Consider the following 23583-nt stretch of genomic DNA (forward strand, 5'->3'; position numbering starts at 1 on the left):
TGATGGTTTACAATGAAAGTGATATCGCGATTATCAATATGAATTGCCGTTATCCCGGAGTACATAGCGTACAGGAGTTTGAAAAAGTACTACGTTCGGGACGTAATATCCTGGATCCTAAAGTGATTCACGCTGAGGGATATAACAAAATTACTCTCAATAATGTATACGACCGTATGGCTTATTTCGATGCTCCGTTTTTTGGTTACAGTCGAGCCGAAGCTGAAATTATGGATCCTCAGCACCGTATTTTCTTAGAATGTGCTTGGGAAATATTTGAGCAAAGTGGTTATAACCCACAAGTTCATGATGAACGTATTGGGTTGTATGCTGGCGTTAGTACGAGTTTTTATTTATTAACCCATTTAATGGGAAACCCAGATAAAATGTCACAGCTCGGTGGGCTACAAATTATGGTTGGTAACGATAAAGACCATTTGACCTCCCAATTAGCTTATCGTCTTAACACGAAAGGACCCTGTGTAACTGTGCAAGCTAGTTGTGCAACTTCATTAGTGGCAGTACATCTAGCTTGTGAGAGCTTATTAAGTGGTCAATGCGATATGGCGTTAGCCGGTGGAGTCACTTTCCGTATGGAAGATCAACGTGATTATGATTCGCGAGGTGACGGTTTACAGTCCGAAGATGGTTTAATCCATACTTTTGATGCTGATGCCACTGGTACTGTATACAGCAGTGGTTTAGGTATGGTGCTGTTAAAACGGGCGGTAGATGCCCAAGCACAGGGTGATCATATTTTTGCAGTGATTAAAGGTAGTGCTATTAATAACGATGGTGGATCTCGCAGTGGTTATACCGTGCCCGGAGTTGATGGGCAAGTCGAGGTAATGATTGAAGCGCAAAGCTTAGCCGGTGTTGACCCACAAGACATCCAATATATCGAACTACATGGTAGTGGTACCCCATTAGGTGATGCAATCGAGTTTGAAGCGATCAAACGCACTTTTGAAGTAGTCAATGCAGGTGATCATCAATGGAAACTTGGAGCCGTTAAACCAAATATCGGCCACGTTGAAATGGCCTCAGGGGTAAGTGGCCTCATCAAAACGGTATTGAGTCTACAAAATAAGGTTTTTTACCCGACCTTAAATTTTAGACAAGCCAACCCTCAATTAGGTATGGAAAATACTCCGTTTGAAGTCAATACAACGTTACAACCTTGGTTGAATAGCGGTGGTTTACGTACCGCTGGAGTAAGCGCTTTTGGGCTTGGCGGTACCAATGCGCATCTGATAGTGCAAGAGCCATTACCCGATGCTACATCGCATGAAGCAAAACAGTCAGCCAAAGGACCTTATTTAATTACATTGTCAGCCAAAACGCCAGAAAGTTTAAGCTATATGGAGAATAATCTACTTGCAGAGCTAACTATGCACCAAGATTATCGATTACAAGACGTTGCTTATACTTTACGCTATGGACGGGCGTCATTGCCATTACGAAAACATATTGTCGTTGAGAACCTTAAGCAGTTAGTTCAAAAACTTAGTAGTGTGCCTGTTCACATGGTGACTTCATTGACAGCCATTAATTGGCAATTAGAGCATCGTTTCTGTTTAGATAGTGATACGTTATTAGCGTGGTTACAAACGTCTCAGGAATTATCGACAACAATTACAGAGCTATTAGGAATGGAAGTAACGTTAGCGAGTTTAAATCAGCTCAATCAAGCACAACGTACTTTTATCAGCCAATATTTATTAATTAGTTTAGTTGATCGTTGGCAGCCTATTAATCGATCTGTGATTGGTAAAGATGACGGTAAATATGCAGCCGAAGCTATTAATGGACATTGTTCATTAATGCAAGCATGGCAACAACTCAATGTCGGACAGCCAATTACTAGTACCAACAGCACAGAGTTTGCCAACCAACGTGATGCGTGTACATTCCAATTAGATGCTAATCAAGCGCAAGGTAATATGGTCGCATTACAGATTTTAGGTCAGCTATGGAAACTTGGCGTTAATGTTGATTGGCATATAATTGATGCAGTAGAGCATGCACAAACCAGTTACCGTATTGCATTACCGGGAACTGTTTTTGCTCGTCAGCGCTATTGGGTGGAAGTGGAGCGCACATTAGTTATCAATAACGCATCAACTATTGAACCAGTGCCTGAGGTATCATTAGCCGAAGTTAAAGCTACGCTAATTGACATTTGGCAACGTACCCTTGGTTGCCCGATAGATAGTACTCAAGCCAGTTTCTTTGAAATGGGCGGGCATTCACTTTTAGCAACCACCATCTTATACGATATCAAACAGCATTTTAATATCACCTGTCCACTGAGCGCCTTCTTTGCCGATCCAACAATCGATGGTTTAAGTCAATATTTGCTTGGACAATGGCAAACCCGTGGTGATGAACCTGATTTACCTAAAGCGGTATTTCAACCAGATCAACAGCATCTACCATTTCCGTTAACTGATGTGCAACAGGCATACTGGGTAGGTCGCCGTAAATCTATGGGTTTAGGCAACATTTCGACTCATATTTATGTGGAATATGAATTGCGCGGTTTGGAACAAGATAAATTCAACCAAGCGCTAAATAAAGTGATTGCTCGTCATGGCATGTTAAGGGCAATAGTGACCGACGATGGCTTACAACAGATTTTACCAGAAGTGCCATCATATCATGCTCAATTTCATGTCACGCAAAATGCCAACGAATTTCAGCAATTAAGTATGAGCTTGCGTGAAACAATGTCGCATCAGATGATAGATTGTAGTCATTGGCCACTGTTCGAGATCGAAGGCGTAGTTGATCATGAAAACAAGACTAGATTGCATGTTTCCATTGATTTATTAGTTGCAGATGCTTGGAGCCTTGAGTTATTCATGCGTGAATTAGCTTGGTTTTATCATCATCCACAAGAGACCTTGCCGAAAATAACCTATAGCTTCCGAGATTATGTTCTAACGTTAAAATCCTACGAGCAAACACCACAGTATGAACGAGCGCGCAATTATTGGTGTGAACGGGTGCAAACTATGCCACCAGGACCTCGATTACCATTGTTGATCGATCCATCAGAATTGGATAACCCAGCATTTGCTCGTCGTAGCCATAGTTTATCTCGTGCTTTATGGCAACGGTTAAAAATGCAGGCTGGGCAGATGAATATTACCCCAACCACCTTATTACTGAGTTGTTTTGCCCAAGTATTAGCGCGGTTTAGTGCATCACAACATTTTACCTTGAATTTAACGCTATTTAATCGACTACCGTTACATGAAGATATCAATTACTTAGTGGGTGATTTTACCTCATTAACATTGTTAGAGGTCAATCTCAGTGAAGGTGAAACCCTACAAGAACGTGCTAAGGCGATCCATAATCGACTATGGAACGACTTAGATCATCGTCTGTTTGGTGGTATACAAGTTTCGCGCTTATTAGTGCAGGCTCACCGAGATCCGGCAAAATCGGTTGTCCCAATTGTGTTTACGAGCTTATTAAACCAAGATGAAGCTCGTTGGGAAGAAGGGGATACCTTATTTAACCAGTCGCAAGATGATCAATATAGCGTCTCACAAACACCACAAGTTTGGATCGATCATCAAGTTATGGAACGCCAAGGAGAATTACATTTTAACTGGGATGTGGTTGAAGCATTATTTGATCAGCAGTTAATTGATCAAATGTTCCAATGTTATTGCGCTTTATTAAAAACACTAGCGACCCGTCCACAGAGTTGGAATTTGACGCAAGATATTCTTGGTTTACCTAGCGTTAGTGCACCAGTAGAACAAACCCCGGCACCGACAGCGTTGATGCATCATGGATTATTAAATCAGGCCGAAATAACACCAGATATAACAGCTTTGATTACGGCCCAACAGACGCTAACTTACCGTCAACTTTCCACCGCCGCTAATGAAGTTGCGCACGCTCTACAAGCACAAGGTATAAAACGAGGTGCTCGGGTTGTGGTAGTAATGAAAAAAGGTTGGCAACAAATCGCCGCAGTACATGGCATTTTACGATTAGGTGCAGCCTATGTGCCAATTGATCCATCTCTGCCAGTACAACGGCAATCCTTGATTCTAAATGAAAGTGATGCTGGAGCATTCGTTACGCAACTAGACATTGAATTAGTCAATCCGTCTAATTTACCGGTAGTTGTGGTGACTGAACAAATGCTTGCCGCGCCATTAACACCATTGGTCACCGAAACTGCTGATGTTACCGATGTGGCATATATCATCTTTACTTCTGGCTCAACTGGTACACCAAAAGGAGTAATGATCGATCATCGTGCTGCGATGAATACCTTGGAAGATATCAATAGTCGCTTCAATGTAGAAGCTAATGATCGGGTATTTGGTTTATCATCTTTGAGCTTTGATTTGTCTGTGTACGATGCTTTTGCTCCATTTATGGTAGGAGCATCATTAGTGTTACCGGATGCAGGGCATGAAAAAGATCCAAGGCATTGGCTGGATATGCTTGATCTGGGAGATGTCACAGTATGGAACTCAGTACCAGCACTGATGCAGATGTTATGTGAATACCTCAGTAATAGTGCCGGTCGCTGCCCAGAATTACGCCTAGCATTGCTCAGTGGTGATTGGATTCCATTAACGTTACCCGCGCAAATGCGATCAAGACTAAATCAAGATATGACGATTATTAGCTTAGGTGGAGCTACCGAGTGCGCCATTTGGTCGATTTTCTATCCGGTGGATAAAGTCGAAGTAGAATGGAAGAGTATACCGTACGGGCGAGGTCTACGGAATCAACCAATTTATGTCCTAAATGACAAGTTAGAAGAGTGTCCTATTGGGGTTGAAGGTGAAATTTGCATTGGTGGTATGGGTCTAGCACAAGGTTATCTCAATGATCCAGATAAAACTGCCGCCAGTTTTGTATGGTGTAATGATAATGTAGAGCGCATTTACCGTACTGGTGACTTAGGTCGCTATTTTAGCGATGGTCAAGTGGAGTTTTTAGGTCGCAAAGATAATCAGGTTAAAGTTAACGGATTTAGAGTTGAGTTAAGCGAAATTGAGCGCTGCATTGAAAATCATCAAGATATTGAACAGTCGGTTGTTGTGGCTGTCGGCAGTCGCGAAAATAAACGCTTGATCGCATTTGCAAAATTGTATGATCGTGAAAAAGCTCATGCACTGCACGAAAAAGAAGCACAAGAACAAGCTGCTTTCCAAGGAATTATTACTAATCCGGCTGAACGTTTGGCCTTTAAATTGAAAGAGCTGCACATTCGCAAAGTCAATGGTAAAGCGTTGACTTTACCGGCTCCAACCGACACAGCAGCCTACATTAGGCGTCGCAGTTATCGTAACTTCATTGAGCAAAAGATCTCTTTAAACCAATTAGGTTTATTGTTGAATAAGTTAGTTCAGGTCAGAATTCCAGGCTTGCCGTTTGCGAAATATAATTATGCCTCTGCAGGGGGATTATATCCAGTGCAAACCTATATCTATCTCCATCCAGATAAGATTGAAGAGGGAGTGTTTGGCATTTATTACCTTAATCCTCGTGAAGGTAGTTTAATGCCAATAGCACCAAATGTAACATTAAATCAAGACTTCCATGTCGGACCAAATCGCTCAATCGCTGAGCGGGCAGCCTTTTCAATCTTCATGATTGCCGATATGGCGGCAATTCAACCACTTTATGGTGAAGAAGCTGGCTGGCATTTTTCTATCATGGAAGCGGGCACTTTATGCCAATTGCTGGAGGATGGTGCACCAGAATATGGATTAGGCTTATGTCAATTGGGTATGGCGACTTTTACTAAAGTCGCCGAACATTTCCAACTATCGCCAACTCATCGTTATATCCATTGTACCGTGGGTGGACTTGTTGGAGAAGATGCCTTTACACAAACAGCCTTATTAAAGGACTTTTCGACTTACGAAAAATCAACAGATAGTAAAGCAAATGCTCCGATTGATACTCAGGCATTTAAAGATGTCATCATGAATGGACTTAAACAGCAATTACCAGATTACATGTTGCCAACTAATATAGTCCTTGCGGCAGATTTCCCATTAAATGCCAACGGTAAATTGGACCGTAACACCTTGATAAAACAAGCAGAACAGCTTGCGCATCAAACGGCGGCTAGAGTGCAAAATCATGAAGTGACTGAATTGCAAAAACAGTTGTTAGCATTATGGCAAGACGTCCTTGGGGTTAATCAGTTAACGGTAGAGGATGACTTCTTCTCTATGGGGGGAAGCTCTATTGAATTAGTGCGTATTCAACAAGCTCTTGAACAAATGACGGCACAGGAAATTCCAATTGTGGATCTGTTCCGTTTGCCAAATATCATTGAAGTATCCCACTACATCGAATCGCTACAAAATGACTCATCGGAGCCTGAAGAGAACAATGGACAATCACCTAATATTAGCAGTGCACGTGGCAATCTTGCCTTGCGTCGTAAACGCCAAACCGAAGGAAGTGACCAATGAGTGATCATTCTCAGTATCGTACTGCCACGGAATTACTTGCACAATTGGCAAATGGTGAAACCACCTCGGTGGCATTAGTAGAGTATTACTTTGATCGCATAGCTAAATTTAATGAGTCATTAAATGCAGTGGTACAACTTAACAAAGCATCTGCTCTCAAGGATGCTGAGCAAGCCGACAAAGATCGTCAAGCAGGCAAAGCCGTTGGGATATTGCATGGATTGCCTTGTACTATCAAAGACTCCTTTGATGTGAGAGGTTGGCTAACTACCTCTGGCGCCAATCACTTAAAAAATAACCGTGCGGTGCAAGATGCGCCATCCATTGCTCGCTTACGTGCTGCTGGTGCAATTTTTATAGGTAAAACTAACGTTCCGACAATGACTGCAGACTGGCAAACTTATAACGATCTTTATGGTACGACCAATAGCCCATGGGATCTGCAACGTTCTCCAGGAGGTTCATCCGGTGGAGCAGCAGTCGCATTAGCCGCTGATTTTACACCGGTAGAGTTTGGCAGTGATCTATTTGGTTCGATGCGAGTGCCAGCGCACTATACTGGTGTCTATGCCCATCGCTGTAGTCTCGGATTGATGTCTGTGCGTGGGCATATGCCAGGCGGTGGTCCACACGATACTACAGAGCCAGATTTATCCACCTCCGGACCAATGGCACGTTGTGCTGCTGATTTACGTTTAATGATGCAGGCACTAAATTCATTTTGGGTTAAACCACCGCGCATTCCGGATTTTAGTCGCTATCATGCCCATAAAAAGTATCGCATTTGTACTTGGTTTAATGCAGTAAACCATCCACTTGATGACCAAGTGGCTGAGCGTTTTCGGAATTTTATTGAAATACTTAAAGCACAATTCGGGATTGAAATTGATGAAGCGATGCCTGCAGGTATTGATCCAGAGCAATTATTTGATGTATCGGTCAAACTTAGTGGTCGCCTAGTGGGAACAGCGCTAAATGCGCGCCAACGTTTGACTGCAGGATTGGCTTCACTTGGTTATCGGTTATTAAGTCATGTTCAAGATGTTCCAGAAGGAATGGCTAGCTATTATAAAGGTATGACTAATGATATTAATGAACAAGACACAACGGATCGATTGCGAGAGCAATATAGTAATCTATTAAAAGAACTGTTTTCACATTATGACATTCTGCTGATGCCAGTTAGTCCAGTAGTGGCTTTTCACCATATGCAACAACCGGTAAATAAACGCAAACTAAAAATTAATGGTGTTGCCTATGGTTATAACGAACATTTGTTTTGGAATATGTTACCGACCGTATTTGGACTGCCTGCAACTATCTATCCACTGGCAAAACAAGATGGTGAGCTGCCGTGCGCTATTCAGATCGTTTCTGGTCATTTTAATGATGACATCACCATAGATTTTGCCGAATTTTGTGAAGGTATTACAGGGGGGTTTGCAAAACCAAATGGATATTAATAACGCAATATGCACAATTTAAATTAAGGGAATTAATGTATAACAAATTAAGGAATAAATATGTTTTCAGATAAAGTTGAACCAGATGAGAACCATTCCGCAACAAGCAACTACAGTATATCTGGTATGTATGACGGATCACTCTATACTCTAATTATTCGGTTAGCCTTACCGATGTTTATCGGCATGTTAACCCAAGTAACTTACACCGTCGCTGACATTTTTTGGCTCAGTCATATTGATACTGGTAGTGGTGCCATTATTGCAGGGGTAGGGCTAATTTTCCCGATTGGTATGGTACTGTATGCCATTGCCAACGGTATTCAGATCGGTATAGGTTCCTTACTTTCACGCGCGACAGGTATGCGTCATTTCGAAAGAGCACAACAGATATTGTCAGTCGGTATGACAATTGTTGTCTTCTTTACGGTAGTCCTTGGTGCTTTTGCTTATCTTTTTGCCGAACCTCTCTTACGCGGTTTGGGCGCTAATGATATGATTTTTCTTTATGCAGCAGATTTCTATTATTACTCCTTACCAACGGTGTTTAGCATTTTGTTCGGAGGAGCAATGATGGGGTTATTCCAAGGTGCTGGTAAAACACTGATTATTATGAAAGCTTCGTTATTGGGAGCAATAATTAATATTATCCTTGATCCGATCATGATTTTTATTTTTGATTTTGGAGTCAAAGGGGTGGCATTAGCGTCATTCATAGCACAAATTATCGTTGTGAGCTACTTCGTATTATCTTTACCCTCTTTACAAGCTGGTTTTAAATATAAATTCTGTTTTCGTCATTTGTCTTGGTTAACCTATAAGCAGATTCTATCGGTCGGTTTAGCGCAAATGCTCATGCAAATTATCATTTCAGTCGGGATTATTATTTATAACTTTTTCATTGTCAGATTAGATGTTAACGCTATGGCTGCTTTTACTCTTACTGGACGTATCGACTATTTTATCATGACTCCGATGTTAGCTATTGCCGCAGCATTACTGACGATCGTCGGACAAAATTGGGGACGTGGTAAAATTGAACGAACCCTTAAAGCCTATCGTGTCAGCATGATTTTAGCCTTCTCCGTAGTGTTGGCATTGTCGATTATCCATATTATTTTAGCTCCATATGTTTATCCTCTTTTCACCCAATCAGAAGAGACCTGTCATTATGCAATTTTACAAATTCGAATTATGGAATTGGCACTGCCGTTTATTGCTATTAGTCTATTAGCGAGCGAATACTACCAAGCGATTGGTAAATCTTGGTATTCGGTTTTCATTACCTTAATACGACATGTGTTTATCTCAGTGCCAGCCGTATATTTATTAACCTTTAGCTTGGATATGGGCATTATTGGTGTCTACTTTGGTGCTATGAGTGGTACCTTTATTTCTGCTTTATTAGCTTTTTGGTTATTAAGAATGTCACCGCGTTTAGTGGCTTGGAATGAGCAGTGTTTGAATGCACAACAATTAAGCAAGGAGGTTTCATGATGAAATTCTTCTATCCCTTAATGTGGTCACAACAACAATGTTGGATTATTGAACAGCTTTATCCAGAAAGTAGCGTTAATATTATCGGTGGTATCTGTATTATCAACGGTAAAATTGATATTGCACGTTTACATAATGCCATGCAATCGGCTATACGGCATTTTGATGCTTTACGGATGCAGTTTGTACAAGCAGACGGTCAAATCTCTAGCCAAATACTGCCTTTCGAACCACGAACGTTCCGTCACATCACATTTAGTGAGCCGATAATAGCGCAACAAGCTTATCCAGCTGAGTTTGCAAATTTTCAAAGAAAGTTATTTGCTCAGCCTTTTATCTTACGAGAAAATGATCTTTTTGAATTGATTTCATTTAGTTGTGGTGAGCAACAAGGAGGTTATTTCGTTAAAGCACATCATGCCATAGTCGATGGTTGGTCCATGTCGTTATTAACTGATCATCTAAAATGGGCGTACGAACATCCAAATCAGCAATGGACTGATCCTCTCCCACCATCCTATCCTCGATTTTTAGCGCAACAACAGGACTATCAAAATTCCGCACGTTTTATTGCCGATCGCCAATGGTGGAAGAATTACATCAATGAATATATAGATTGTTTTCCAGAAAAAAAACCGATCACCGAAACTAATGGGATTGCTTGTACTACTTGGTTAGCGCATGACATGATCGATCGTATCTATCGACTATGTGATCGTTATAGTTGTTCATTAAATCTACTATTTGTTGCACTTTTTGCTCTTTATCGTGCACGGGTATGGGGGGAGGAAAAAGGCGTAATTGGGTTACCGCTATTTAATCGTTTTTCACGTGAGGCTAAACGCTGTTTTGGTATGTTTACAAATCACATGCCATTGGCCTATCGACTCAATAGTAATCTTACCTTCGCTGAACTGACGATGCGAATAAAAACAGCAATGGAAAGTGGATTTAAACATAGTAAATATCCCTCAATTCTGTTTAATCAAGATCTGGCTAAGTATGGTGGTAATCATCTGCGTGCATTTGACTACTGTGTTAATTTCTACAATTTTACCTATGAACGCGATTTCATGGGAAATAGTCAACATATTGAGGCGTGTTATAGCAATCAACAATCCTACAAATTGCAACTAGTTTTACAAACTGTCAACTCTCATAAAGAAAGCCTTAAACTCGCTATTGAGGCGCTAGATAGCGAGTTTGAACTACGCCAGTTACAAGCATTACAAACAGGATTATTGGATCTAATTATAGCCATAGATGCTCAACCAGAAGCAAATTTGATTGATTTATGCGTTTATCCTAAACCGAGCACACAACTTAATCATGCTATTGATCGTCCATTGTTTAATGATCTGTTTAATGCTCAAGTTAACCAACAACCTGAACGTACTGCGATAAATGATAATGCAGTAAGCTTGTCATATCGCCAATTAGCTGATAAAGCGACTTGTATGGCGCAGAAACTTTCTCTACAAGGAATCGGGCGTGGTAGTGTTGTTGGAATATTAGCAGAACGCTGTGCCAGTACTGTCATTGCTATATTAGGTATAGTGCAGTGTGGGGCTGCTTTTTTACCGCTTAATCCCGAATTACCAATAGACAGATTACGCCTATTATGCCAAAAATCGCAGGTTGCTCATATCCTTTATGATAAAGGTAGTTGTGAATTGGTGTCTATGCTCGATCATCCAGCATCGTTACTTTCTGACCTTGGTGACAGCATTGGTAATGCATTGCCATTTTTGCCAATCGTTGTTAACGGCGACGATTTAGCCTATATTTTATTTACCTCTGGTTCAACAGGGGAACCGAAAGGGGTACAAGTAACACACGCTAATTTAGCGAATTATCTGGATTTTGCTATTAAACAGTATTTTAACGCTAACGACCAAGTCCCTCTCTATTCATCATTATCATTTGATTTAACCATTACGAGCCTATTTGCGCCACTTAGTGTTGGTGCTTGCATCAATATTTGCCGCCAGGCTGAGAGCGAAGCGCTTTTACACAGAGCGGTAATTGAACAACCCAATACTTTTATAAAACTTACACCGGCACATTTGCGTTTATTGTGTGTTGCAGGTATACAGAGCCAGCATATGCGAACGGTTGTGGTTGGTGGGGAGGATTTTAAACTTGAACTTGCTCATAAAGCCGCTAAATTATTCCCAAATGCTACAATTTATAACGAATACGGTCCAACCGAAGCAACTGTGGGTTGTATGATTTATCGTTATACAGGTGAGGAAAATCTGGTATCGGTGCCCATTGGTCGAGCGATTGATGGTTGTCAAATAGTGTTATGTTCACCTTGGGGATGTTTAGTTCCGGAAGGAGAATCTGGTGAAATAGTGATTTATGGAGCATCCGTCACTCAGGGTTATATTGGCGCACCTCAACAAACTGCTGTCGCATTTCTGTTCGATCAATCTAACCATGTTATCGGTTATCGTAGCGGTGATATTGGGTATGCACTCAATGCTGATACACTAGTTTATCTTGGTCGTAGTGATGGTCAGATTAAAATCAATGGTTATCGTATAGAACAATCGGAAATTGAACAGGCTTTACTCTCAGCTCCACAAGTAACAGCGCAAGCCGTTGCTGTAGTGAATGATGCTAAAGGCAATCCAAGTACTTTATTGGCTTGGGTCACACCAGAAACCGTCAATACCCAATTGGTTATGCAGTATTTGAGAAAGAAATTGCCAACTTACATGCTACCACAACAGTGCATTGCAATACCTGTGTTACCGCTATCCATAAATGGTAAAGTCGATATTCAACAATTAACCCAACATGCTGCGAAAATTTCATCGCTGATGGAACTTCAAGATAAGCCACAGTCGCATGATAAAGTTATATGGCATAATGTACGTGACATCGTTGGAAAAGTGTTAGAACAGCAACATTTTACCGATAGTGATAATCTCTACTTACTAGGATTAGACTCAATCAAGAGTATCCAAATAGCTGCTGAACTACGTAAACGTGGTTGGTCAATTCCCGGTGTGCAAGTTATGGAGTGTAGCACGGTGCAGCGTATAGGTGAGTATATTATAAGTCACTATGACCCATCAACGAATACACACACTGAACTATCTAACGAGGTAAATCTGCCTGCGGTGCATTGGTTTAATCGTTTAGCGTTGAGTAATCGAAATTTTTATAACCATTTGATTGTATTGGATATTTGTTTGCCTCTATCGGTTGCCGAACTTGAACAACGTTTACTGGCGATCATTGCCCAGCAACCAGTTTTACGAAGTCGGTTTAATGAGGATGGTTTGCTAACAATTCTTGATTGCCAAACTTGCTATCCTAACGGTTTATTAATGCAAATGAGTGAAGCACAGTTAACCTTAGATGAGGTTATTCATCAAATTAATCAAACAATTGATGTGGAAAAAGGTAAGTTATTTGCTGCCACATATTTGACAACTAATAATCAACAAAATGATAAGCTAATTCTGTGCGCGCATCATTTAGCGGTAGATATTCATTCTTGGTACTTGATTCTCAGTGCTTTAGATATGGCATTTAATGTTGTAGAGCAGCCTTATAATCAAGGATTACAAAAATGGAGCCGCTATTTAGCTACTAAACACGTTTCTTCGGAAATACAATACTATTGGCAAACTCAAGATCAAACAGAACCATTACTATTTCCGGCGGTAACTGATGCAAATCCAGCAAAACCTTATACTCGAATATGGCGTGATGAATTCAGGCATACCTGTGTTGGTAGATTATTACTTAATAACCGAGATAATGCCATGCGCGAAGGAGAAGCGCGCTTACTCACCGCTTTGGTACCGGTTTTAGCCCACTATAGCAAGCAAAGTCATTGTCGTATTGATATGGAAGGGGTAGGGCGTGGTTGTTGGTCGGATGAGCCTGACATTACCGATACAGTTGGTTGGTTTACCGCATTTTATCCTTGTGTGATCCCATTGACTAATGATTTCGCTGTTTTATTACCTGACATCAGGCAGCAATTAATACAATGTCCGAATAATGGTGGTGATTATGGTGTGCTTCATATGCAGCAACAATTAACTAGTTCGTTACAATCAGGGATACGACTGAATTACATTGGAAGGGAATTCAATCCACCGTTAACGCATTTTAAAATTGATCATCAGCGCAGTGCAATTTATAGCGACCCTGAAAATCATCCAGGTTGTACTTTAGAGCTAAATCTTTCGCTCAGAGCCAATGACAAACTTGCTTTTTATTGCCGTTTTGATCCAAGACTAATCACGTTAAACGAAGTACAGCGAGTGATAGCACGCTATAAAAACAGTTTAATCAATTTAGATATATGGTTACAACACCAAGGCAAAGGAACTGATGGGAATATGGATACAACAGCATTATGGAGTTTATAGTTATGTTGGGTTAACAAGGGAATATGAAAAATGATTAAAAATGAATTTTCTTGCGATGCATTAGATATTGCTATTATAGGTATGAGTGGTCGTTTTGCTGGAGCAGAATCAGTAACTCAATGGTGGAAGGCCTTGCTAGCAGGCGAGGAATTAACCAAGCCAAAAATTGTTAAAAACCAACATAAAGAACCATGGATTAGTCTGCGAAATATGATTTCTGATCCCTATGATTTTGATGCAGCATTTTTTAATATTCCACCAGGTGAGGCCATACTTATGGATCCTCAGCATCGAGTATTTTTGGAGTGTTGTTATAATGCCTTAGAGCACTCAGGCTATGTTCCCGGACGGATCAAACGGGTAGGGGTATATGGTACAACTTATGCCAATAGCTATTTAATGGATAGGGTCTATCCCTATCTTAAAGCCAGTCAGGATAAACGGTATTTACAAACCCAAATCGGTAATGAAAAGGACTATTTAAGCTCATTTGTCGCTTATAAATTGGGGCTTAACGGCCCAGCGGTGAGTGTACAAACGGCATGTTCCAGTTCATTAATGGCTACCCAATTAGCCTGCGATGGCTTAATTACATTTCAGGCTGATATGGCGCTAGCTGGTGGCGTAACACTCGGTTTTCTACAAGAAAGTGGCTATAGCCCAACTGGTGATAAGCTAATGTCACAAACAGGGCATTGTGCTGCATTTAGTGCTGATTCGACCGGCACTGTTTACAGCAGTGGTGTCGGTGTTGTGGTACTTAAACGTTTGGAAGATGCTTTGCGTGATGAAGATACAGTTTATGCTGTCATTAAGGGTGGCGCTGCCAATAATGATGGGTCACGGCGTGTCGGATTTGTGGCGCCAAGTGTTGAAGGGCAAACAGAAGTCATTAAAATGGCACTCAATGCCGCAGAAATTAGCCCAACTGATATCACAATGATCGAAACGCATGGTACAGGTACTCCACTGGGTGATGAAATTGAACTGGATGCACTACATAAAGTCTTTGCTGCAGAATGTGCGCCACACAGTATTCAAATTAGTTCCGTGAAAGCGAACATAGGGCATCTTGGCGTAGCATCAGGGATTGCAAGTCTGATTAAAACCTCATTAGCTTTATATACACAAAAGATACCGGCGCAAATTAATCTTCAGCGCAAACATAAAATGTTATTGCAGCCAAATACGCCATTTTACATAAGTAATTGCATTACGTTGTTACCACCGGAACAAAAACAGTTGGTAGCAGTGAGCTCATTTGGATTAGGAGGGACTAATGTTCAATTGATTATCCAAAATTGGCCTACGAATCCCCCCGAGAAATCCCCTGCACAAGAAAGGTATATCTTTCCATTTAGTGCTAAATCGGCGTTATCGCTTAACCGTTTACTTAAGGTATATATTGAAGAACTAGATAATTATCGTGAAGAAGATATTGCTCGAATCGCTTATACGCTTAACGAGCGGCGCGCCCATTTTACATATCGCTGTGCAATTGTAGCGCATAGTCTGGATAAACTGCGTGAACAATTAGTGCTTAAGCAGAATATTGCTGGTACCATTACGCTTAATGCTGAGAAAAAAGTCATATTATTATTTTCTGCTTATGATCAAGCGCTGAAAAATAACATGATCCATCTAATGAGCCATCAGCCGGCGCTTAAACAACATCATGATCAGCTGGTGGCGAAAATTGATCTTTTATGGCCAACAACTACATGGACGATTCAATTACGCCATTTTATTTATCAAGCCAGTTTAGCAAAGTGGTTGATCGATCAAGGTATCATCCCTGATGATGCATTAGGTAATCAGGCTGGTAAAATCACCGCTGATTATATTTCCCATACCATTACCCTGGAAGAAGTAATTTTACAGTTAAAAAATCTACCTGTAACATCAGAGAGCGTGCCTTTAATCGATGATGTATTGCGTGTAAAACTGGAGGAAATAGCCTTATCTCCCGGTGTAATCATGATAGAAATCGGCACACCAAGTGAATTTAGTGCTCTTTATCAACAAAACAGTGGCTGGATTGGGAAAGATATATTGTGCACAGTATTTAATCAAACAATGTCACAAGATATCTATTCATTATTAGCTACACTATGGCAATTCGGTATTGTTAGTCGATTACCTACCCCCGAGGCTGGTAGCACGATTGGTTTACCAGGCTACCAATTTGATCGTATTCGCTATGAAATTCAATCTGATGTTGAAAATCAACACGGCACGTTATTAGTAAGTTATACATCAGTCGAGGATTTTGTAAAGAAAATGTGGTGTACTTTATTATGTATCGACAAATATAGTGAAAAAGAAACCATCTTTGAATATGGCGCAACTTCCTTGCATATTATTTCTTTTATTAATCGATGCAATTTTATCTATAAAACGGCTTTAACCGCAAATGATATTTACGCTATGCCTTGTATTAAAGATCATACCGCTTATATCGCTCAATGTGTTGACAACATTTTATAAGTTGAATTTGGAGGTGTATGATGAAACAAATAAACCTTTTGAATAGCTATTTTGTACTGGTTTGCTTCTTGTGTTTATTTAGTATCAATTCTCTAGCCAATAGTAGCCCAGAGCAACATATACAAAATGCTGAATTAGCTGAGCTAATTCAAAGCAGAATGTTAATGGGAAAAGTACCGGCATTAGCTGTTAGCATTAAATTTAATGATAAATTTCAACGATTTATCTATGGGTTTTCTGATTTGCAAAAGCAAAACGAAAATACGGCTGATACAGTTTATGAAATTGGCTCCATGAGCAAGGCCTTTACCGGATTGGCCATTCAAATACTGGCTGAACAAGGTAAACTATCCCTTAATGATGATATTCGCCAATATTTGCCGAATCTCACCTTACTTTATCAAGATCGACCTGTTAAATTGGATATCGAGGATTTTTTGTATCATACCTCAGGTTTACCGTTTTCAACCTTATCCTACTTAGAAATCCCCAGCTCACACACAGTTGAACAACAATTACAAGGCGTTAATCTGAAATTCAAACCCAAATCACGCTATTTTTATGCTTCAGCCAATTATGATGTATTAGGTGCAGTGATTGAAAAGGTAACCGGCCAAAGCTACCGTCATGCGATTGCAACCCTTATCACTCAACCATTTGGGATGTCAGATACTGTCGCGGTTTCTGATGGAGAACAGATCGTTAACAAAGCCAAAGGCTATAAAGTTCGTTTTGGTTATCCGATAGAACTTGATGCGCCAATTGCGCATAATCATGTGCCATCAGCTTATATTCATAGTACCTTAACCGATATGGAAAAGTGGATGGATCGTTTACTTTATGCAAATAAGGTCACGCCGATATTACGTCGCGCCATTGATCAAAGTTTGCAAGGGAATCTTGATGTACCTGTAAATGGTGACAATCATATTTTATATGCTAGTGGTTGGTTTATTGAGCAACGTCAGGGGACATATATCAATCATGGTGGGCAAAACCCTAATTTCTCATCATGCCTAGCTTTACGACCCGATGAACAGATCGGTATTGTTGCCTTAGCAAATATTAACACAAATATCATATTGCAATTATGTTCTGATATTGATAGCTATTTGCATAATCAACAATATCGCGACGACGTTAAAGATCTCATCCTATTTATTGACTTCATTTTTAGCATTTTGTCAACGATTTTACTGATCATGATTATAGTAGTTGGGGTGCGTATGGGGATTAGGATCTATCGTTATCGACGTCGTAATGGTATGCTAATATTGAGCTATCGAGATTGCTTAATTGTTCTATTAGCCCCACTAGTGATCGCCGGTATATTCTATGTAATACCAGGCTTCTTTTTTGCTGTTAATTGGCATTTCACCTTATTATGGTTGCCATCCACGTTATCAGTTGTGTTAATTTATATCGTGATTTTGACGATTTTATTAACCCTGAATCATCGCATTAAAAAGAAAATCTCTCTCAATGAGGAATTAAATAATGATTAATATTAGTTTGTTTTGTATCCCATATTCAGGCGGTTCAGCGTCAATTTATTTTAAATGGCGTAAGGAACTGGTAGAAAACATCACGTTAGTCCCGCTAGAGCCTGCTGGAAGAGGTGCTAGGATTCGTCAACCCCTTTCTAAAACTATGGACGATGCTATCGAAGATCTTTACCAACAATTTATAACCCATTATGATGGTAGTGCGTATGTAATTTTTGGTCATAGCCTTGGAGGGTTAATGGCGTTTGAACTGATCCATTATATTTTACAACACGGGCACCCTATGCCGAAAGTTGTCTTTTTTTCTGGTTCTCGTCCGCCCGATCGAATGCATGATGAAACTATATTACATACCCTTGCAGATGCAGAGTTTATGCGTGAAATTGCTAAATTAGGTGGTATGTCGGGTGATGTGTTTCGTAACAAAGAACTAATGGACATCTTTACCCCAATCATCAAGAATGATTATAGACTCTACGAGCAATATAATTATCAAACTAAACCGCAACTATTAAGTTGCCCTATAGTATTATTGCATGGTGATGCTGACAGTTTAGTAACTTTTGAAGAACTGCCACAATGGGAGAAATTCACCGATCAAGAAACAAAAACGATTATTTTTCCTCAAGCGGATCACTTTTTTGTCGATAAAAAATACAAAGAGGTCGTTCATATCGTTAATCAAATCATAACCGAAGTGATAAAAATGGAATAATACTCCGTCTATTTATATAGTTAAGATAAATTATCATTAATGTGCTGGGAGGATATTATGGCAATACCTGAATCTAAAAGTGAGTTAATTGAAGCGATTAATAAAAACTATGCTTCGTTAGTCAAAAAGCTAGCAGCAGTACCTGCACAAAGGGTCTTTCAACCCATAATGGAGGGGCATGTCAAAGGCACGACTATGAGTGTTGCACAATTAGTTTCTTACTTAATAGGCTGGGGAGAATTAGTTTTATCTTGGCATGTAAAAGAAGCGAATGGAAATGAGATCGTTTTTCCAGAAGTAGGCTTTAAATGGAATGAAATGGGGAAGTTGGCGCAAAAATTTTATCGTGATTATCAAGATATTACTGATTATAAGTTGTTATTGCAACGGTTAGAAAATAATAAAAATGAGATCATCAAACTTATTGAAGGTTTTAACGACGACGACTTATATGGAGCAGGCTGGTGCGAAAAATATACGCGTGGACGAATGATTCAGCTAAATACCTCATCTCCATATAAAAATGCTACAGGCCGTTTAGCGACATTAATCAAGACTATTGATTCTTAATGTTATTCTTGCGGTATCAAGTTAACTCTGCTTACCACTAACTCAGTAATGACAGAGCAAAATAGCTAAAATAGATTGAGTTGTGGAGAATATTGTTTGTGCTTATAACCCGCAATAATATCTGCCATGTGGTATTTAATTCCTAGTTTATTACACTCTTTTACAAATGTTAACGTGTGTAAAGTGTAATTGGTTGAATAACACACGTAGTTATTTGGAAAAGTCTGGTTATAAAGCGATTTTAGCTATGGAAACAGTTTTACTAACTAAAAATAATAATAATTTCGTTGTTTATCGCATAAAGTTAGTGCAAAGTAAGGAAAAATAAATTGTTCTCTATTTGCGTGGGTTTCATGAATTATCTTAATGATGTCATCACGATTACTAGTCATAAATGGTAACACTGGCATTAATAATGTTCCGGTATAAATGTTTTGCTCAGCCAATGTCTTCATTGCGACAAAGCGCTAAGAAGTAGAAGAAGCATGCCGTTCAAGCTGTTTACTCAATTTATTGTCACAAGTCGTGATTAAAAATTCGACTAATAATGAAGAATGGGCATTGTTTCGCATTAATAGTTCTATATCCCGTAATATCCATTGGCTTTTAGTACACAATGCAGTACCAAATCTATATTGTTCAATCAATGCTAAAACTTATCGGGTTATATACAACTGCTTTTCTAAATGATTATATGGATCGCAAATAGATCCAAACCAATCACACTACTTTTTTATGAGTCAGCTCATTTTTAAGGCACACAATGCCTGACATTTTTGTTTGTACCTTATCGAAGCGATCAATTCGATAACACTCACTTCTCGAATCACAGTAAATATATCCTAAGTTACAACCACGATAAATATTCATGGTATAATCAGTGCCAAACCATTCGCTTGATTTTGTATTAAAGAGCATTTTTCAAACCAGCCATATATTAGCCATTATTTTAAGCACTCAATTATGAATATATTCATAATTTACGATTGAATGTAACGTTAATTGCATATCGTATCGAAATAAGGTGATATCATTCACTGATTTTGCGGCTGACAATGCGATAATTAAATTGTTATTAATCCACTGATGTATACTCACTTCATTATCACAGGTATTTAGCAAAATCGAATTTGCAGATAAATCAATGTCAATACAATTTAATCCTAAAGATAAACCCATTCCCCGATATTTTATATAAGCCTCTTTAATCGTCCAGAGCTTCCAAAATAATAAAAAACCTTCATCATAAGTCAAACTGATGATGTTACGGTATTCATTTTCTGTAAAGAAGTTTTGACTAATATTTAAATGTGCAGTCGATTTCACTTGTGCTCTATCAAGGCTACGGACTCTTTCAATATCAACACCAACTTCACTATCGCGACTTATAGCAACGGCGATTGCATCTACAGAATGCGACAAATTAAAATACAATGGAACGGGTAATTTTGGAGAATTAATATATGGTTTGCCATAGCTATTTTGTGCAAAAACCCAATCCTTTTTATCAATATGAGGATAATAGTGAGCAAGTGCTAGTTTTAATATTTTTCGTGATAAAGCAAAAATAATTTTATCTTTGTCAATTTTTATTTTCTCAAAGCGACATAATTCTTCAGCATTTAGGTAACTTACTGTATCAGCTAAATCCTGACAGTTAAAATCAATCTTATCGGCAATAAATAAAGTAGTATTCATAAATGAGGCGATGCATGCTAATTAAAGGGTAAACTTGTTGATAATTATGTTTGCCATTTGTTTTTTTATTGACTATCTAATTGCATTTTACCAGTTTTTTATAATTAGTTCTTCTTTTGTTTTCGAGTTTATTCTATGTTTCACCTGACAATGTATTGAACTGAAAATGGCGAATGAAATCCTAAAAAAGGTACTTATATACTTTATTAATAATCTAAGTTGATGAAGTACACGTATAGCAAAAAAGCTTTATACTTAAACGTGTATTTACCTGAAACTTTTTGACGAAATTTTTGAGTTTTTATTAAATTAACGCTTAAAGCAACCTTAATCTAACCCAACGCTGACAATAGAAAAATGTGTTCTAAGTTTTATGATGGAAATTATCATATTTTGCAAGTATCCCTTTTAAGAGAAAGTTACAAAACTAACCTATTTGAACGGTATTGAGTACCAAAAAATAAATAGATTAAAAATGAAGTGACTGCTGTAATTATAATCTATTTAATCTTGACGGCTAATCAAGCCAGTGCTAATATTTGCACCCTATTCAGATAGACCTCTAAGGCGCGTTGGCAGAGTGGCCATGCTGCGGATTGCAAATCCGTCTACCTCGGTTCGACTCCGGGACGCGCCTCCATTAAAAACAATCGATCAATCTTTTGCTATTTTTTGTAATCACATTTTTTCAATTTTGTAATCACATTTTTTCAATTTTGTAATCTAACTTTTCAATATTAACTATGAGCTACTTTAATTATCATGCGAAAGCGAAGAAGTTAATCAAAGATGGTTGCCTTATCAGGTATGAGTTTGTAGATAATTGGAATGGTATCAAGCCTGCGTTAGTTTTATATTTTAAAGAGGCTAATCCTATGCCAATTAGAGAATATCGATGGAATGAATATTTACCATTATTGACTACTGGGGAGAACTTATTAAGATAAATGACTTTTCTTAATAAAGCATTAGGCTGATATGTTGAAGCAATATTTATTTTTCAAGGGCTAATGCTCAAATCACTGTCCCCATAATACTTTGTGTAGCATTAATTTAATCTGTGAATTTTTTCCTTAATTTATTTCTATTTTGCTAAGTTATATTCAAACTAATTTTATTATTGTAATAGGTATTGCGCCATGCGGTTTTGCCTAAAAAGAATGATTGAAAATTAAAAGAGTGAGAAACATTCGTAAATTTGTTTGAGGCTAGTCTAATCATATTGATTAATAAAAACACTTTTTAATGAGTGTAGTTTTAGCGTTAAATAGCCTGACTATATAATAAATTTGCCAACTGATAGGCTAAAGCGTAAAATGCCCATCTTATTTTGCTTAATCTATTACTAATTAGTAATACTGACCTGAAATCAGAGGCATTTTTAATGACAAATTTATATGCAAAACCAGAATTACTTTCTCCTGCTGGTTCTTTAAAAAATATGCGCTATGCATTTGCATATGGTGCAGATGCAGTTTATGCAGGGCAACCCCGATATAGTTTACGGGTTCGTAATAATGAATTTAATCATGAAAATTTAGCAATCGGCATTAACGAAGCCCATGCCCAAGGCAAGAAGTTTTATGTGGTGGTTAATATAGCACCACACAACTCTAAGTTAAAAACCTTTATTCGCGATTTAGAACCAATTGTAAATATGAAACCTGATGCCTTTATTATGTCAGATCCAGGTTTAATTATGTTAGTACGCGAACACTTTCCTGATATGGAAATTCATTTATCGGTACAATCTAACGCAGTTAACTGGGCAACGGTAAAATTTTGGCATCAAATGGGGTTAACTCGTGTTGTGTTATCTCGTGAATTATCACTTGATGAAATTGCTGAAATTCGTGAAAAAGTGCCCGAAATGGAATTAGAAGTGTTTATTCATGGCGCGCTATGTATGGCATATTCTGGGCGCTGTTTGCTTTCTGGTTATATTAATAAGCGTGATTCAAATCAAGGTACATGCACTAATGCCTGCCGTTGGGAATATAAAGTTGCTGAAGGTAAAGAAAACGAAGTAGGGCAAATTGTTCATAAATGTGAACCCATTCCAGTGCAACAAATCGAGCCAGCATTAGGGATTGGTCAAACTACTAATAAAGTATTCATGCTTGAAGAGTCAGGGCGACCTGGCGAATATATGCAGGCTTTTGAAGATGAACATGGCACATATATTATGAATTCAAAGGATTTAAGGGCAGTGGAGCTAGTAGGTGACTTAACTCAAATTGGTGTACATTCGCTCAAAATTGAAGGAAGAACCAAATCTTTTTATTATTGTGCAAGAACGGCGCAAGTATATCGCCAAGCGATTGATGCAGCGAGTGAGGGTAAACCTTTTGATCCTCGCTTATTACAAGAACTTAATGCACTTGCTCATCGAGGTTATACCGAAGGATTTTTACGCCGCCATAAACATGAAGAAATGCAAAACTACGAATATAGCCATTCGGTTTCAGAAAGACAACAATTTGTTGGTGAGTTTAGTGGTGAGCGATTAAATGGGTTAGCTGAAGTTATCGTAAAAAATAAATTTTCTGTTGGGGATAGTGTCGAAATGATGACACCAAAAGGTAATAAAACCTTCAACATTGAACGTATGGAAAACAAAAAAGGACAACCCGTTCCTGCAGGGTTAGGCGACGGTCATATTGTTTATATTCCAATACCTGAAGATATAGATCTTAATTATGCATTATTAATGCGTAATTTTGATTAGTGAATTGAACAATAAAAACTGTTCGGGTTATCCGAACAGTTATTTTAAATCTT

Annotated in this window: 11 protein-coding genes and 1 tRNA gene; 10 read left to right on the forward strand and 2 right to left on the reverse strand. The window is 38.8% G+C overall.

The genetic code is table 11. The features are described 5' to 3' along the window. Nucleotides 1–2 precede the first annotated feature (2 nt). From clbK to clbS, 8 genes are read left to right on the forward strand one after another with little or no spacing between them, the layout of a single operon-like run. Nucleotides 3–6470, forward strand: coding sequence for a colibactin hybrid non-ribosomal peptide synthetase/type I polyketide synthase ClbK (gene clbK, locus A9G23_RS03365; RefSeq protein ID WP_065586269.1), 6468 nt, complete (start codon nt 3–5; stop codon nt 6468–6470). After that, nucleotides 6467–7933, forward strand: a complete 1467-nt coding sequence (clbL, locus tag A9G23_RS03370; protein WP_065586270.1) for a colibactin biosynthesis amidase ClbL — start codon at nt 6467–6469, stop codon at nt 7931–7933. The genes clbK and clbL overlap by 4 nt, the downstream gene beginning before the upstream one ends. 60 nt (nt 7934–7993) lie before the next feature. Continuing rightward, nucleotides 7994–9430, forward strand: coding sequence for a precolibactin export MATE transporter ClbM (gene clbM / locus A9G23_RS03375; protein WP_065586271.1), 1437 nt, complete (start codon nt 7994–7996; stop codon nt 9428–9430). Beyond that, a complete protein-coding gene (locus A9G23_RS03380; RefSeq protein ID WP_065586272.1) occupies nt 9430–13827 on the forward strand; it encodes a non-ribosomal peptide synthetase in 4398 nt (1465 codons plus the stop codon). The genes clbM and A9G23_RS03380 overlap by 1 nt, the downstream gene beginning before the upstream one ends. Before the next feature lie 30 nt (nt 13828–13857). Further along, nucleotides 13858–16314, forward strand: a complete 2457-nt coding sequence (gene clbO, locus A9G23_RS03385; RefSeq protein WP_065586273.1) for a colibactin polyketide synthase ClbO — start codon at nt 13858–13860, stop codon at nt 16312–16314. 20 nt (nt 16315–16334) lie between these two features. Further along, entirely contained in the window at nt 16335–17819 is a 1485-nt protein-coding gene (locus A9G23_RS03390) for a serine hydrolase domain-containing protein (protein ID WP_065586274.1), read from the forward strand. Further along, on the forward strand, nt 17812–18534 hold the full coding sequence (gene clbQ / locus A9G23_RS03395) for a colibactin biosynthesis thioesterase ClbQ (protein WP_081296922.1): 723 nt from the start codon (nt 17812–17814) through the stop codon (nt 18532–18534). The genes A9G23_RS03390 and clbQ overlap by 8 nt, the downstream gene beginning before the upstream one ends. A 57-nt stretch (nt 18535–18591) precedes the next feature. Beyond that, nucleotides 18592–19104, forward strand: coding sequence for a colibactin self-protection protein ClbS (gene clbS, locus A9G23_RS03400; RefSeq protein WP_065586275.1), 513 nt, complete (start codon nt 18592–18594; stop codon nt 19102–19104). 467 nt (nt 19105–19571) lie between these two features. On the opposite strand, the gene A9G23_RS11355 is transcribed toward clbS, so the two are convergent. Further along, nucleotides 19572–19751 (reverse strand): hypothetical protein, encoded by a 180-nt coding sequence (locus tag A9G23_RS11355; protein ID WP_141674904.1) that lies wholly within the window; start codon nt 19749–19751, stop codon nt 19572–19574. A 310-nt stretch (nt 19752–20061) separates the two neighbouring features. Continuing rightward, the gene (locus A9G23_RS03410) at nt 20062–20802 is read right to left on the reverse strand and encodes a 4'-phosphopantetheinyl transferase family protein (protein WP_065586276.1); all 741 of its coding nucleotides are present in this window, start codon (nt 20800–20802) and stop codon (nt 20062–20064) included. A gap of 566 nt (nt 20803–21368) precedes the next feature. Here A9G23_RS03410 and A9G23_RS03415 point away from each other — a divergent pair. Then, nucleotides 21369–21442: transfer RNA gene (locus tag A9G23_RS03415), tRNA-Cys, on the forward strand. A gap of 744 nt (nt 21443–22186) precedes the next feature. Further along, the gene (gene trhP, locus A9G23_RS03420; RefSeq protein WP_065586277.1) at nt 22187–23530 is read left to right on the forward strand and encodes a prephenate-dependent tRNA uridine(34) hydroxylase TrhP; all 1344 of its coding nucleotides are present in this window, start codon (nt 22187–22189) and stop codon (nt 23528–23530) included. The last annotated feature ends 53 nt before the right edge of the window (nt 23531–23583 follow it).

The organism is Gilliamella sp. App4-10, from assembly GCF_001690495.1.
In the GTDB taxonomy this organism is placed as follows: domain Bacteria; phylum Pseudomonadota; class Gammaproteobacteria; order Enterobacterales; family Orbaceae; genus Gilliamella; species Gilliamella apicola_G.